The organism is Bradyrhizobium sp. UFLA05-153, from assembly GCF_054185185.1.
Genome location: NZ_JBBIAM010000181.1, coordinates 1 through 13,396 on the forward strand (window position 1 = coordinate 1; position 13,396 = coordinate 13,396).

The window sequence follows — 13,396 nt, forward strand, 5'->3', positions numbered from 1 at the left end:
TCACCCTTGAAGGCGGTCCGCTTTCCTAAATGTAGGTCGGTTTCGTTAGCGAGAAATGCCCGCGAAACCGCGGCCGGAAAAAAAGCTCACTGATACCGCCCTGAAACCAGAACGGAAGGAGCAAGCGCGCATGATCCGAACCGTGCTGCAACGGTTGAATCCCTGGGGACCGCTGTTCTTCGGCCTGGGCTTTATCGCTCCGCTGACTGCAACGCTCCTGACGGGCACCGGCCTCGGAACATCGTTCGGCTTCTCTCCGATCTGGCCCGGGCTCGCCCTTGGCGCCGCTTGGGGTCTCTACGCAAAAATTCGCGGAAGCTGGCTATGACAATGACCATGGATGCAGGCATTCTCGCGGCCGCCGATGGCAACAACGATCGCAATGACCTTATCGGTCAGGAGAGGGCGATCGCCCGCAAATATATCGGCAAGTTTCCGCTCGCGATGGCGATCTGGGGCTTCGGCAATCTCGTATGCTGGCTCGCCCTCTGGCCGCTTGTTTTCACCGGCATGCTGCCGCTATGGGCGACGTTCCCGATCGCAACCGTGAACGTCATTCTTTGTTACCTGCCTTCGCACGAGGCCCAGCATTCGAACTTCGCCAGACCCGGAGAGAGCCTGCGGTGGCTCAATGAACTGATCGGCTATGTCTCAACCATCCCGCTGGTGCTGCCGTTCAAGATCGCGCGGATTACCCACATCGAGCATCACCGTCATACGAACGATCCCGACCTCGACCCTGATCATGGCGCGAAGGCCGACACGTGGTGGCAGGCGATTCTGACCGGCATCAAGCGACGGCAACCGGGTCGGCCAAACAGCTACGCTGTCGCGATCAAGCGACTCGGCGGCAATCCGGTCGTCCATCGCGCCGCCTTGGAAGGCGCGCTGCAAACGCTGTCTTACTGGGGTATCCTCGCTGTGCTCGCTTGGGCAGGTTACGCGCTGGAAGCGGCATTGATCTGGTGGCTGCCGCGTCATACTGGCACGAGCTACATCTCGCTGTTTCTGAGTTGGGCGCCGCATCATCCGGCGAAGGAAAAAGACCGCTATCGAAATACTCGGTTCTTCACCAGTCCGCTCGGCAATATCCTGGTGCTCGGGATGGAGCATCATGGCATCCATCACCTTTATCCTGCCATCCCGTTGACCAGCAATGCCGCGGCGTTTCGCGAAATGCAGCCGATCCTCGAAGCGCGCGGCTGCCGTTTCGAGCACCTGTGAGATTTTCGCCGTCCGCTTGTGGTCAGCAAAAGCGAGTACCGCAACCGGCGAGCCCGGCTTGGTGCCGGAGATTGCCAGTCGGTGGACCAGACGTGTCCGTGACCGCTGGACTCGCGAGGAGCATCGCGAGTTCTGCGCACGAAAATGCGCCGCCGCATAAAAAATGAATACAAAGGGAGGAATCCGGTGCAAGCTCAAAAGACACTCGGAAAAGCCTGGGCCATCGTCGCCCTGCTTTTCGGTTTCATGATGATCAACTTCGCTGACAAGGTCATCGTAGGTTTGGCTGGCGTGCCAATCATGACCGACTTGGGACTGACGCCGAAGCAGTTCGGCCTGGTTGGGTCGAGCTTCTTCTTGTTGTTCTCGGTTTCTGCAGTTGTCACGGGTTTTCTTGTCAATCGAATCCGTTCGAAATGGGCGCTCCTGGCAATGGGTCTCGTTTGGGCGCTGGTCCAGTTTCCCATGCTGGGTACGATCGGAATCGAAACCTTGATCGCCTGCCGAATCGTGTTGGGAGCAGGAGAAGGACCCGCCTATCCGGTTGCCCTCCATGCGACTTACAAGTGGTTTCCAGATGACAAGCGTACGCTTCCCGGCGCTATCATTTCTCAGGGAGCATCGGTCGGCGTAATTATTGTGGTCCCACTCCTCAGCTGGGTCATCACCAACTACAGCTGGCATACTGCCTTCGGCGCGCTCGGCGTCGTCGGGCTGCTCTGGGTGTTGATCTGGGCGATTTGGGGCGAGGAGGGTAAAGGTGAGGTCGCGGCGGACTCCACTGCCGCGGATCATATTCCTTACCGCACCCTGCTGATGAGCCCAACGAACCTGGCTTCGTGGTGCAGCTACTTCGGCGCCTATTTCGGCCTCGCACTTATTCTTTCCTGGTTCACACCGTGGCTCGTCACGGCGCTGGGCTTCTCCCAGACAGCAGCGGGTCAGTTGACGGCGCTGCCGTTCCTGGTCGGCTTTCTCGTGGTTATCAGTGGAAGCTGGATCTCCGAGTGGATGATGCGATGCGGGTCTACCAGCCGGGTGGCGCGCGGCGTTTTGGTTGGCTCAGCCCTCATTCTCGGCGGACTTGCCCTGCTGGCGGCGCCTTACGTCGCCGGTATTGGGCTGAAGATCATTCTGGTCTTAACCGGCGTTGCGCTGCCTTCGATTGTCTATCCGATCTCGCCCGCAATTCTTGCCGAGATAACACCGCCAGGGCAGCGCGGCGCTGTACTGGGCATCAACAGTGCCGTCGGCACGTCGGCAGGAGTCGTGGCCCCTTACCTCATGGGAAGCGTCATCGAAGGAGCGGCGTCAGCTTTGGAGGGCTACAGCCTCGGCTTTTCGGTCTGCGGCGTCGTTACGTTGGTCGGCGGAATTATTGGACTGCTTTTTCTGCGTCCGGAACCGCAGCGCGCCCGCTTCGATATGCGCAAGCCAGCGGCAGTTCAGGCGACCTAAATCCACGATTGTGGGGCGCTGGATGAAAGGACGCACGGCGCTGTTCCGCCGTTTCATGCGGCAAGACCGCCGACAGTACGACGGGAAGAAGAAGCCCTAGTGAGATAGAGCGTCGAGCGATATATCTCGCCAGCCGCTTAGGTGCGGCATGATGACGACGAAGCGAAGCGTTTCTGGTGCGGTGGCTCAAAGGGACGAGGAATCAACATCCAATAAGCCATTGATTTCTTGATCGGCCCGGCAGGACTGCCACCCACAAAACAAATCAAAAGGTTAGTTGCCCCAACCCGCCATTTCCGCGCACTGACACATCAACCGAATTTTCTTTCTCCCCAACCCTGAGGGCGAGGAGGGGCTCCGTCGCGGCCCGCGAGTCCCGTCAGTGCGTTTTTCCTCTCGCCGCTACCGCACGCAGCCCCGGTCCCGCGAAAGCGCATCAAGGACGCTGCGAATCCTGTGGGCGATTGCCGACCATGACGCACGGGACCACGTTGCCGGCCCCATGCAGCAAACCATGGTCTACCGCCGAGCATGCTCACGGGTTACGCCTCGGTGAGTACGTCGACGTGTCGTTGCCCTACGTGGGCGAATTGGTGGATGGGGTTGAAGTACATGGAAGGTCGTACCGCGCCTGGAAGGCAACGAATTCCGACTGGCCAAGGCGCCAACGTTACGCTTGATGATGCAAATATCCACGTCGCCTTGCATGAGTTCTGTCTAAGAGTGCCACCCATCGGCCTCCAGACGTTGTTGCTCTGGGCATCCATGCCGGTGAGAATTGTGGGGGACACTCCATCGCTGGAATGTCCCCCGCAAGCGGCCAGGACGACCATCTGCGCTCTGTCGACGCGCTTTTAGCTTCTATGACCTTCTCGGCCCAGTACAACTCCATGGCTCGCTCCGTCCCTTGAGCTACCCCAACGAGAACCTTGAAGCGCAGGGCGGGAGTTGCAAATGGCTGAATGAGAACAGAGTGTTCGCCTAGAGGAACACTCACACCGCCTCTGCGGATGTTGGAATCGGAAGGGGCCGCTTTGAAAGCGGCCCCTTGGCGGCCGGTACAATTTTCATCGGGATGAAATACTCAACCCCGGCAGTGGTCACCTTAGCCGCGCGCGTCGCCGCCGTAGAAGGTCGACCGGTCGTAGCGATTGAGGGGAAGGCCGCGCCGCAGCCGCTCGGGCAAATCCGGGTTGGAGATGAAGTGACGACCGAATCGACGAGGTCGGCGTCGCCGGTCGCGAGGATAGCCTCCGCCGAATCCGGTGCGAAGCCGCCTGCCGCGGTCAAGGTCCGGGAGAACTTCGGCCGCAAATGCTGGGCGGCGATCGGCGCCTGACCATGCGCGATCTCCTCGGTGCCCCTGATGCGCGGCTCGACGACGTGGAGGTAGGCAATGCCCAAGCGATCGAGCTGGGCCGCCACTTAGCCGAAGGTTGCGGGCGGATTACTATCCGACATTGATCCATACGTGCCGCTAACCGTTTAATCAGAAGAAAGTCTGAGCCTTGAGACAAGAAGGGACGCAAGAGCCAAGATCGCGCCCACGCCTGCAACGCAGGCGGGCCATCCGAAATGGTCGAACAATTGGCCAAGCACGGCGCTCCCGACTAGACCGCCGCGCTTCCGACATTGGGGGGCTTGAGGTTCGGGAAAGAGCGCCTTCATTCTGTGCTGCGCTTTTCGATCCCGTCAATGTTTCGAGCCGATGCAATCAAGAACAAAAAGTCAGACGATTGCGCTGTCATCATTTGGCCCCAGTCAAACACCGGACTATCACTCCTCGTTTCAATCTGCGAGACTTAACTCCGACCGCACTAACAACGGGCATGTGAGAAACAAAGCCCAAAGGGAGGTTCGCAGTGGAGAAGGTGCGACGCTTACGCGCAAGGGGTTCGCTGTGCCGTCAACAGGCCGCGTATAACAGCATGAACAAATGGAAGCTCCTCGCCGAAGCAGAACACTGGGAGTACCTAGCTGAGCTTGCACTGTCGTCCTACTTCGAAGAATGCAATGCGGTTAGCTCAAACGAGGGAGCACAGCCTGTCTTGGGGTTTACAGCTCGCGCTCCATTGGATGCTGTTGGTACTTGACCTTAATCCAGAACTTCTGCCGCCCGCCGCGGTAAGGCCGATCGAGGCGCTTGGCTCCAATCCCATCCGGCAGGCTAGATCGGGACCGATCTCGCCGCGCTCAAACGGCGCAACAGTGATGCCATCCGGACGACGCGCTAGGAGTCGTGCCGATAGGACTTTCCGGCAGAAGCCACGACAGTCCTGTTTGTCTACTCACCGCCGTGCCAGCTAGGATCGGCGCGTTTGTTTTCCGAATTTTTTTGAGTAGGTCTGTGATGTCCAGTGCAATCGAATTGATCGTCGATGGCTATGCTCGGTTAGGAGATCGCCAGTCCCTAGAGGACCTAAGAATGCATAGGCGGCGACTTGCGGTCGATCTGGAATCCGGGAGGGGCTTTGACTGTAGTCGCTCGATCGAACAGATTGAAATCGACATCGCTGCGATTGACGCCGGCCTTGTCAGCCTATCCAACGCAGTTGGATAGGAAGCCTCGACAGCGCTCGCCTACCTCTTCCGATTGTTTTTGGCAGCCCCACGATAGCTGCACTTAAGTGATTGATCCTATGACACGCTCCAATGAAGCTGCGCCGTGCCCGGCTTGTGAGAAATGCTCCCGTGAAATGTCGCTCGTAGGTGAGTTGCCAGCGGTATCGAATTCGCCCGCCGTCCGCATTTACAAGTGCTCACCTTGCGGCAGGATCGCTTCGGTCAGGACGCATCCCGAATAAGGGGTGACCCGCGACCGAAATCTAAGCCTATCCTAGTTCGTCGCGGGGAGCCCGAGCGCTTAAGAATTACATGCGTTAAGTTTTTGTTCGGACTATAATACCTCTCCGCGTGGGAGGTTGGCTCTATGGAAAAGTACATCCACAACGAGAACATCCGACGGTATCGGAAGCTCCTCGAAGAGGAGACCGACGAGCACAAGCGCGAGACGATCCGCCAACTGTTGACTGAGGAAGAAGCGAAGGAAAGCCGTCCCAAGAAGCCACATGTGTAAGGAGGTAAGCAGCGGCTCATCCTCGATAGAGCGCAACGATGGAAAGAACGTGCAGGCACCGCGGACAGACCTATGAGCTAAGCAGCAGTAAAGCAGACATCGAGCGGCGCGCGAAACCCGCAGCGTCGGTCGAAAATGACCCGTCGCCAAAGTCGACAAGCCCTCCAAGGATTCTTTCGAGTATGCTAGCCAATAGCGGTCTATGTCCAAATGGCTCAAACCGCTTCTTTTTGGGATTTGGGGTCTTTTGCTGATCCCCTTGATCGGCACGACTTTTGAAACCTGGTTGGCGGAAAATGTCTTTTCCGAGCCCAACGCTGTGGCCACGACAATTTCCAACAACCTCGTCGCGGTGGGCCAGCTACGTTGGTTCAAATTTGCGTTGGTCTTGATGACCGGAATCGTAATCGGCGTTTCATTAGACTCGTCAACCCGGAAGTCAGGCGAAAGAAGGGCTTTTGAGCTCCGGAGCCTCGGTTATAAATTTCGTAGTCTTTCAGATAGCATCAAGATTAGGACCGCATCGTCGGGATGGCCGGACATTGCGCGCGATCTCAAACCAGCAATCATGTCTGCATTTATCTCTGCCAGGAAATACGATTTGTGGGTACCCGGTGAGCGCGTGTTCGAACTGCCTGACGCCTCATTCCTTTGTGAATACTTCACATATGTCGGAAGGCTCTTAGAGGATGGACATCTAGACGAGGCCAGCCGCGAGGCGCTCTCCTGGAAACCATTTCTCGATAGAGCAAAGCCATCGTGAGTTTCCCGTGCGAGTATCGAGCGCACACCTTCGCCATCGTTTAGTCGTGCACTCATAAAGCAACGAGACCCTTCGGGGCTCACGTCTGCTTAGCAAGCAACCGCGGCACGAGCGCAGACATTCGGGACCGCCGCTTTTGAGTCCCGGAGCCGAACAGGCCAATGATGGTCGTCACGTCGGCTGTCAGCGGTACGCCGGGCATCGGTCCACAGTCGCTTCCACCGCCGCCTTTGACCGTAGCGGACCATCCGCTTTGCTATCTGCCAGCCTCGGCGACTTGCTCGTCTGGGGAATTGGTGTAGTCTTCCGGCGTCACCCGTCCGGGCCTTGCGGTCGGTCAACTTCGAGCGACCTCTTGCGATCCAACTTAGGAGATCGCCGGGCCAAGCCAAGGCACTGCCCAATGACGCACAGCGGCCAAAAGGGCTTCGGTATGACCAAGCACGGCCGATCAGGGCATGCGACCCGGTCGCCGCGTTTCCGCTTCCTACAGAAGCTTGAAGCACAAAAGAACGATCGCAAGGACCGCTCTCAGATTAAGGACCCGAAACAGTCCGTCGAAGAGTTGTTCCATCCCCGGCAGCCAACACGAACCTGACGAACTGGCTGTGTCGGGTCTACGTCGGTTGCTGGGCCAGCAGATGACATAGCAGGACGACGAGAACGAAAGAGGCGGCCAACTGAGGCGGCCTTACTCACTCTTAAACTCCGCGATCTTTCGATCTTGAATCCATAGCTCTACGTCGTATCCGTCAGCCAACGCTCTGGCGCGCTTCTTGGCTTCGGTTTCGTCCTCGCAAATCAGTTGGGTGCTAAGCTCGATATGCCCGTCGAAGCCCATGATGTATGCGCGATACTCCTGCATCTGCTGACCCCTTGCACAAAAGCTACCAACTGAGGCGGCCTCATTCTTCAGGGGGTTGCAGGCCCGGCGACGTCAGCCATCCGTCGATAGCAGAAGCGGACTCGAGTTGGCGCAGTTTGCTTTCCAGAAGATCACGCTGCGGTCCTGGCTGTGTGTTTTCCAGTTCCGCTATGATGCTGGCTCTCTCCGCGTTCAGATTCTCGTCAAATATTTGGGGTTGTGGGCGTCGTCTCATGGCACTCTCCTTTCCCTACGTGAATTGGGCGGGAGCGCAACCGGCGTTCTCATCACCGACCGAAGCAACGGTGCCTGCAGTGATGGAACCAATATGCACCCGGGATAGGAGCAACGCCAGAACAAAACTGAAGTGGGAGCTCTCAGGCCGCCGCTCGCGGCCTTACTGCGCGAGGTAGATGCTCGTCATCGCCACAGCACCGAGGAGGGCCGAAGATCGCAATGCCAAGGCAGATACGTGCTTGGATTGAATATGAATCGAAATCAGGCTGGTCGATCATGGCACGCTCCCTCTCGTCTCAGACGGGAGCGCGTTGGTCTCTCAGTCACCGTCGCCTACAACTGGCCGCGCCGGTGATACAGCTTGTCCGACGGGGCCACCGTCCGGCTGAATTTAGGGCAGCCTTACTGTACGATCATGAGAAGCGGATGTCTCGCATGTCTCGTTCGATGTGCAGCATAGGCCGTTCTGGATCAAAAGCGGCGGTCGAGGCGAGTGCCGCTCGGCATCTGGTGGGGGCGGTCCAATCGCGTACCGCCCAATTTTCATGTGTGCTACCTAGTCGGATAACAAATGGTAGCAGGAAAAGCAGATCATGACTGACGATCAGGTCAATCTCGTCGTTCAGCACACTTGGCGCTCCGATTGAAGGGCAGTGAGGCACATCCACCAAACGCCAAGGACATTGGATTCGATCCTGCCTCTATAAGAACTGTATTGCTGACCGGCTTGCGTTCGGCGGGCGTCACGATCCACCACGAGCCAGCCGGGGAAAGCGAAGAGCCGCCGTGGTCCTAAGCGCGGCACAGAAGGCCCGCGCCAATGTCTCAGTCGGGTCAAAATGCGAAGAACTCAACGCGAGCAAATCTAGCCCGCTACGCCCCACGGAGCGGACCTCATTGAGACTGCTGCCACTTCGCTGATGGGCCAATAAACGACATCATTCGCGTATCTCGTCGGTAGTCGCCAGTGACGCGGCATCGGTCAAAATTGAAATGGGCTGACCGAAATGGAAATCTTGCCGTCCGCAGCTTGTTCTACTTTAAAGTCTACCTCTTTTTGCGCTGTCACATCCTCAACGGTCACATGCAACAACCCAGAACAAGTAACTGCTCGCTTGGCTCGGCTTCTTGAATTTGTGCGTATTGTATCATCCAGCCTATACGCGGCGCCTCGTCTCGCCTTTTCCAAAATGGCAAGTTTTTCAGACTCTGTATTCGCATTACTTAGCATCGCCGCAACCGCCCTCGAATTCTCGACTGCGTAGTTGACAAGCGCGTTGTTGCTGTCGTCTGAAATGATCTTAACCACAGTACTGCGCGTATCTAAAAAATCACACTCGGGCGTCGTCCCGCCGCAACCGCTCAGCAAAAGTAAAACAGGGAGACACCCGCGCCGTCGCATGTGACCCCTCCGAGAGCGGGCCTTGCGCAATCCCGAAGCTATAGCAGCTTTCGAGCGGCCAATGGCGCGAACCAGTGCCGGAAGCTTTATCAGGCTCCAATGCCCGAGACGGGTGTGCACCGTGACAAGGCGGCGCTTTCCAGTGGGTGCAAGTCCCACTCGGCAAACGCTCCAGCCGGAAGCAATCGGAGCAGTCATGGAGGTAACGAAGTGGCTGAAGCCCTCGATGAGCGTGTCACGAATTGGTGACAGCGCGAGTGTGCAGGCCGTAACGCGAGTGAACGCCGAGCAAGCCTCGAAAAGGACGATGCGCAGGCCGACCCGACGACCCTTTCGGGAAAGGCTAATACGGCTGGGGGAATGAGCGAAGTAGTACGCTCAGCCGCTGCGCCGGGGTAGTGGCGACAGCATGTACACAAGGAAAGCGTACGCAACACGGGAGGCCCCACGACGTGGTCGGGGATGACCAACCGGACGCCCGCGAGGGACAGGCCGGGCGCCGTGGGGATGCGGAGGGGTTCGTAGTACTGGTGAAGCCGGGTAACGCCGGTGGAGGGAAGGGACCTCAGTTCAAGACGAACGCAAGACGTAGTGAGGGACCTTGGGATTGGGCAACCTGTCAACTCCGAAGAGTGTTCAGAAACTGCAGACGGCGTTGCACGCGAAAGCGAAGGCTGAAGCCGGCTACCGCTATTATGCCCTGTACGACAAGATCAACCGGGAAGACATCTTGGCCCATGCCTATCCTCAATGCCGCTCCAACAAGGGCGCACCGGGTGTGGACGGCCAGGACTTCGCGGACATCGAAGTGTACGGGGTGCAGCGGTGGCTTGGCGAAACTTGCGCTTGCGCTCAGGCAGGAGACGTATCGACCCGACCCACTCAAAAGAGTGTACATACCGAAGGCAGGCCATTGGGCATCTCAACCTTGCGCGATCGAGTCTACATGACGGCAGCAATGCTGGTGCTAGAACCGATCTTTGAGGCCGATCTTCCACCAGAGCAGTATGCCTACCGCCCCAGGCGCAATGCCCAACAGGCGGTGGTCGAGGTGGAAGAGCAGCTGTTTCGCGGCCACCCGGAAGTCGTAGACGCCGACCTCGCGGACTACTTCGGAAGCATTCCGCATGCCGACCCTCTCAAGTCGGTGGAGCGCCGGATTGTTGATCGGCGCGTGCTGCATCTGCTGCTGCTAACCTCTACATGCGCCGGTTTGTACTGGGATCGAAGATGCTCGGGCTGGAGCGAAGCCTCGGCTCTCTCATCGTGGCCTATGCTGACGACCTCGTAATCCTGTGCAGGCGGGCAAGGCTGAAGAATCCGGCCCCTCCAGTTGGCAGCCCCAGCGGCAAACGCGCTTCCCGTGCCTCCGTGGGCTGCATTGCTCTCGCAGCTTCGTGATCACGCCGATGCATTCGAGCAAGGCTCATCGTAGTAAGATGCATTCGAGCAAGGCTCATCGTAGTAAAATGACGTGGCCTCGAAGAGGAGCCCGGCCATGAAGAAGATCGTGATTGCGACGACCTGTGCTGCCGTTACTCTTACCGCCTATCCGGCAACCGCATGCGATTGGAACCGTCAGGCAAGCGCCAAGGATCCCGTCGTCGTCGCCACCGCTCCATCCACAACTGTTGGACGGGCCTCACAAGGCGCTGCGGCCCAGCCCTCGGGTGTTGCTTCCGATGAGGGCAATCGCAAGCCCGTCCAAGAATCGGCGCCGGTTGTTTTGGTCACTGACCGCCACTAGGCGCGCCTGCGATCCTCTCGACGACCGCGCGTGAAGTTACCTCGGCGGCACTTCTGACGGGCCGAGGTTTCGATAGCCGCGGGGTGGTCCAGTGCAGCTGATGGTCCGCTTAGCGACGGCCTCCTGGCGGAGGCTGTACGTTGGTTAGCGACCGGGGCGCCACCAAATCGCCCAACGACTCAACGACACAAGTTGCAGCGGGCGGGGCGATGCGCATGGGTGCAGCAATGATGCGCTATTGGTTTAATCGATATCAGGCTGCGATCCTGAATGGGCTTGCCGTCGCGATGTTTATCCTCCTGATTGCCGCGATCCTCGCGCGAAATGTCGGACCTGCTGAGAAATCCGGTCGAGCCACCTCTGGTGTCGCTGAGCTTCGAGGGTCGCTGCCGTAAGGCCCCGCCTACCGAGCGCACTGATAGGCCTCCCGGCTAGCCGCTTTGTGTCTGTCCGGGCGAGGCGCGCTCGCGGGCTTACGCCGCGCGCTGCGTGGCTGCGACGACGGCGAACAGCGGCGGAGGCCGGTACACCAGCCGCGGGGATTGTCCCTTGCCATTATGCCGCGGACCGCGATGGAACTGGCGCGGCGAACTTACGGTTGATTAGCGTGTGTAAACCTTCCAATGGAGGTGTCATGGAGAACTGGATGGAGAACTGGACGAACGCAAAACTGTGCGACGTCGCAAACCTGATCCTTGGCGCGATTCTGTTCGTTTCGCCCTGGATGTTCGGCTTCGACGCCGGAACGGTCTCCACCAACGCCTATATCACCGGCATCGCCATCGCGATCCTCGCAATCGCGGCGCTGGCGGCATTCGCGGTGTGGGAGGAGTGGCTTAACCTCATCGTCGGCTTGTGGGCGCTGGTTTCGCCCTGGGTATTTGGCTTCCAGGGAACCACCGCGATGACGGTGCATGTGGTAATCGGCGCGGCGGTCGCGATCCTGGCTGCGATCGAGCTTTGGATGATGTCCCAGATCCCGCCGCGGTTGACCACCGGCCGCTGAGAGGCTGAGGTTCGTAGATAGTCAGGATTGTGATCAGCGGAGTCGCGAGATCATAGAGACGTCGACGGCGCGATCAGATCGTGGATCAGGCAGCAACGCGATCGAGGAGTCGCTCCACGCTCTTCGCGTCGATCTTCGCCAAACCAAACTCGTCGGCTCAGACCGTCGCGATCTCACGTAGACTCTTGCCTTCGACCTGCAACGCTCTCCCGCGAGCCAGCGCGGCCTGCTCAGAGGCTTTCGGGACCAGCCGCCTGTTCTTGCCGGTGCCTTCGACATCGAAGCCGAAGGGCCGCTTTCTGCCATTGAACAGTTGCTGCCTGTGAACCTTGTGGCCGGCAACAGACGCTCATTCAGCCAGATTTCGCGGTCAATGCCGTCCGATAGCGAGACGGACGTTTCGCGATCTCCAGTAAGAACCTGTGGTACACCTTATTTGGCCGCCGTAAATCAGGAAATCCGGTTTCTTCGGAAGGAGAGAAGTTCTGTTCAGGGACGTCCAGCTATCCGCCGGGTGATTGGGGGAGTACGATGCAAAGGCCCACAGCATGTGCGAAATGGAGATGAGCCCATCGGCCCAGACGGGTACGACATCCTTGCTGACCCGGTGCGCCTCCGCCGGCTCCCATAGCGACGGATGCCCAGCGCCGGGGCCCGGCGACATCCGCAGGAGATCGGAGCAAAGGAGGAACAGATGGCAGCGATCGTAGAGAGCATTGAGATATCCCGTCGCCCCGAAGACGTCTTCCTATACGCGACGGACTTTTCGCATTTCCCCGAATGGCAGGGGGGAGTCGTGTCGGCACGCCGGCAGGGCGACGCCCCACTGAAAGCCGTGGTGACCCGCCGGGTCGGTCCGCGGAAGTTGCAGAGGACCGAGGAGATAACTGAACTGAATCCTCCGAGGACGTGGACGGTGCGCGGCGTTGGCGGCCCGCTCACAGCGATTGCCAAAGGCACAGTTGAGCCACTCGATGAGGGCAAGCGGTCGCGCGTAACGATCGCCCTTGAAGTAGAAGCCCACGGGATCGCCAGGGTGCTTGCTCCGCTCATCCTTCGGCAAGTGCGAAGGCAGCTGCCGAGAAACGAGCAAAAGCTGAAGGAACTGCTCGAGCGGGGCGCGTAATCGCAAAACGGGACGTCGTGTTCCGCCGCAAATGCTCACCCCTGAGGAACGCCTGCCTATGCTGCCTCGCAGGTGAGAGACGAATTTCAATTCAGGGAGGACAAATATGTCAGCTAAAGAAGTCAAGTTAGGCGTCGATGCCCGCGACCGCATGCTGCGCGGCGTCGAGATCCTCGCCAATGCCGTGAAGGTCACGCTTGGTCCGAAGGGCCGCAACGTCGTCCTCGACAAGTCGTTCGGCGCGCCCCGCATCACCAAGGACGGCGTTGCCGTCGCCAAGGAGATCGAACTCGAGGACAAGTTCGAGAACATGGGCGCCCAGATGGTGCGGGAAGTGGCGTCGAAGGCAGCGGATGCTGCCGGCGACGGCACCACCACCGCGACCGTGCTGGCCGCTGCGATCGTCCGTGAAGGTGCCAAATCGGTTGCCGCCGGCATGAACCCGATGGATCTCAAGCGCGGTATCGACCTCGCGGTCGACGCGGTCGTTGC

At 59.0% G+C, this 13,396-nt stretch carries 15 protein-coding genes; 11 read left to right on the top strand and 4 right to left on the bottom strand.

Annotated elements, in window-relative coordinates; all coding sequences use genetic code 11:
- Window positions 1–130: 130 nt before the first annotated feature.
- From Q2941_RS47610 to Q2941_RS47620, 3 genes are all read left to right on the top strand, one after another.
- Window positions 131–328, top strand: a complete 198-nt coding sequence (locus Q2941_RS47610) for a hypothetical protein (protein ID WP_254111354.1) — start codon at window positions 131–133, stop codon at window positions 326–328.
- Window positions 325–1,224 (top strand): fatty acid desaturase, encoded by a 900-nt coding sequence (locus Q2941_RS47615; protein ID WP_458196955.1) that lies wholly within the window; start codon window positions 325–327, stop codon window positions 1,222–1,224. Before Q2941_RS47610 ends, Q2941_RS47615 begins: the two co-directional genes overlap by 4 nt.
- A 186-nt stretch (window positions 1,225–1,410) precedes the next feature.
- Window positions 1,411–2,682 (top strand): MFS transporter, encoded by a 1,272-nt coding sequence (locus Q2941_RS47620; protein WP_458196957.1) that lies wholly within the window; start codon window positions 1,411–1,413, stop codon window positions 2,680–2,682.
- A gap of 993 nt (window positions 2,683–3,675) precedes the next feature.
- On the opposite strand, the gene Q2941_RS47625 is transcribed toward Q2941_RS47620, so the two are convergent.
- Window positions 3,676–4,107 (bottom strand): hypothetical protein, encoded by a 432-nt coding sequence (locus tag Q2941_RS47625; protein WP_027527954.1) that lies wholly within the window; start codon window positions 4,105–4,107, stop codon window positions 3,676–3,678.
- Window positions 4,108–5,611: 1,504 nt separating this feature from the next.
- Between Q2941_RS47625 and Q2941_RS47630 the strand changes: the two genes are divergently transcribed.
- Window positions 5,612–5,758 (top strand): hypothetical protein, encoded by a 147-nt coding sequence (locus Q2941_RS47630; RefSeq protein ID WP_254111359.1) that lies wholly within the window; start codon window positions 5,612–5,614, stop codon window positions 5,756–5,758.
- A gap of 202 nt (window positions 5,759–5,960) precedes the next feature.
- Entirely contained in the window at window positions 5,961–6,521 is a 561-nt protein-coding gene (locus tag Q2941_RS47635; protein ID WP_254111360.1) for a hypothetical protein, read from the top strand.
- 691 nt (window positions 6,522–7,212) lie between these two features.
- Here Q2941_RS47635 and Q2941_RS47640 read toward each other — a convergent pair.
- From Q2941_RS47640 to Q2941_RS47650, 3 genes are all read right to left on the bottom strand, one after another.
- Window positions 7,213–7,386: a hypothetical protein gene (locus Q2941_RS47640; protein ID WP_198031966.1), complete on the bottom strand. Its 174-nt coding sequence runs from the start codon at window positions 7,384–7,386 to the stop codon at window positions 7,213–7,215.
- A gap of 40 nt (window positions 7,387–7,426) precedes the next feature.
- Window positions 7,427–7,621 carry a hypothetical protein gene (locus Q2941_RS47645; RefSeq protein ID WP_156944911.1) on the bottom strand — a complete coding sequence of 65 codons (195 nt, stop codon included), beginning with the start codon at window positions 7,619–7,621 and terminating at the stop codon, window positions 7,427–7,429.
- Window positions 7,622–8,605: 984 nt separating this feature from the next.
- Window positions 8,606–9,025: a hypothetical protein gene (locus Q2941_RS47650; RefSeq protein ID WP_156944910.1), complete on the bottom strand. Its 420-nt coding sequence runs from the start codon at window positions 9,023–9,025 to the stop codon at window positions 8,606–8,608.
- A 607-nt stretch (window positions 9,026–9,632) separates the two neighbouring features.
- Between Q2941_RS47650 and Q2941_RS47655 the strand changes: the two genes are divergently transcribed.
- The 6 genes from Q2941_RS47655 to Q2941_RS47680 form a co-directional block, all read left to right on the top strand.
- Window positions 9,633–10,316 (top strand): hypothetical protein, encoded by a 684-nt coding sequence (locus Q2941_RS47655; protein ID WP_458196960.1) that lies wholly within the window; start codon window positions 9,633–9,635, stop codon window positions 10,314–10,316.
- A 207-nt stretch (window positions 10,317–10,523) separates the two neighbouring features.
- Window positions 10,524–10,772 carry a hypothetical protein gene (locus Q2941_RS47660; RefSeq protein ID WP_156944909.1) on the top strand — a complete coding sequence of 83 codons (249 nt, stop codon included), beginning with the start codon at window positions 10,524–10,526 and terminating at the stop codon, window positions 10,770–10,772.
- A 215-nt stretch (window positions 10,773–10,987) separates the two neighbouring features.
- A complete protein-coding gene (locus Q2941_RS47665) occupies window positions 10,988–11,167 on the top strand; it encodes a hypothetical protein (protein WP_156944947.1) in 180 nt (59 codons plus the stop codon).
- A 251-nt stretch (window positions 11,168–11,418) separates the two neighbouring features.
- Window positions 11,419–11,778, top strand: a complete 360-nt coding sequence (locus tag Q2941_RS47670; protein WP_027528098.1) for an SPW repeat protein — start codon at window positions 11,419–11,421, stop codon at window positions 11,776–11,778.
- A gap of 694 nt (window positions 11,779–12,472) precedes the next feature.
- The gene (locus tag Q2941_RS47675; protein WP_027528097.1) at window positions 12,473–12,904 is read left to right on the top strand and encodes an SRPBCC family protein; all 432 of its coding nucleotides are present in this window, start codon (window positions 12,473–12,475) and stop codon (window positions 12,902–12,904) included.
- A 106-nt stretch (window positions 12,905–13,010) separates the two neighbouring features.
- Window positions 13,011–13,396 (top strand): TCP-1/cpn60 chaperonin family protein (locus tag Q2941_RS47680; RefSeq protein WP_458196962.1); only part of this gene is annotated, 386 nt, incomplete at its 3' end.

Excerpts from the sequence above, each read along its gene's own strand:
- Q2941_RS47610 (WP_254111354.1), top strand. The coding sequence starts at position 131 with ATGATCCGAACCGTGCTGCAACGGTTGAATCCCTGGGGACCGCTGTTC.
- Q2941_RS47615 (WP_458196955.1), top strand. The coding sequence starts at position 325 with ATGACAATGACCATGGATGCAGGCATTCTCGCGGCCGCCGATGGCAAC.
- Q2941_RS47630 (WP_254111359.1), top strand. The coding sequence starts at position 5,612 with ATGGAAAAGTACATCCACAACGAGAACATCCGACGGTATCGGAAGCTC.
- Q2941_RS47635 (WP_254111360.1), top strand. The coding sequence starts at position 5,961 with ATGTCCAAATGGCTCAAACCGCTTCTTTTTGGGATTTGGGGTCTTTTG.
- Q2941_RS47640 (WP_198031966.1), bottom strand. The coding sequence starts at position 7,386 with ATGCAGGAGTATCGCGCATACATCATGGGCTTCGACGGGCATATCGAG.
- Q2941_RS47645 (WP_156944911.1), bottom strand. The coding sequence starts at position 7,621 with ATGAGACGACGCCCACAACCCCAAATATTTGACGAGAATCTGAACGCG.
- Q2941_RS47650 (WP_156944910.1), bottom strand. The coding sequence starts at position 9,025 with ATGCGACGGCGCGGGTGTCTCCCTGTTTTACTTTTGCTGAGCGGTTGC.
- Q2941_RS47660 (WP_156944909.1), top strand. The coding sequence starts at position 10,524 with ATGAAGAAGATCGTGATTGCGACGACCTGTGCTGCCGTTACTCTTACC.
- Q2941_RS47665 (WP_156944947.1), top strand. The coding sequence starts at position 10,988 with ATGGGTGCAGCAATGATGCGCTATTGGTTTAATCGATATCAGGCTGCG.
- Q2941_RS47670 (WP_027528098.1), top strand. The coding sequence starts at position 11,419 with ATGGAGAACTGGACGAACGCAAAACTGTGCGACGTCGCAAACCTGATC.
- Q2941_RS47675 (WP_027528097.1), top strand. The coding sequence starts at position 12,473 with ATGGCAGCGATCGTAGAGAGCATTGAGATATCCCGTCGCCCCGAAGAC.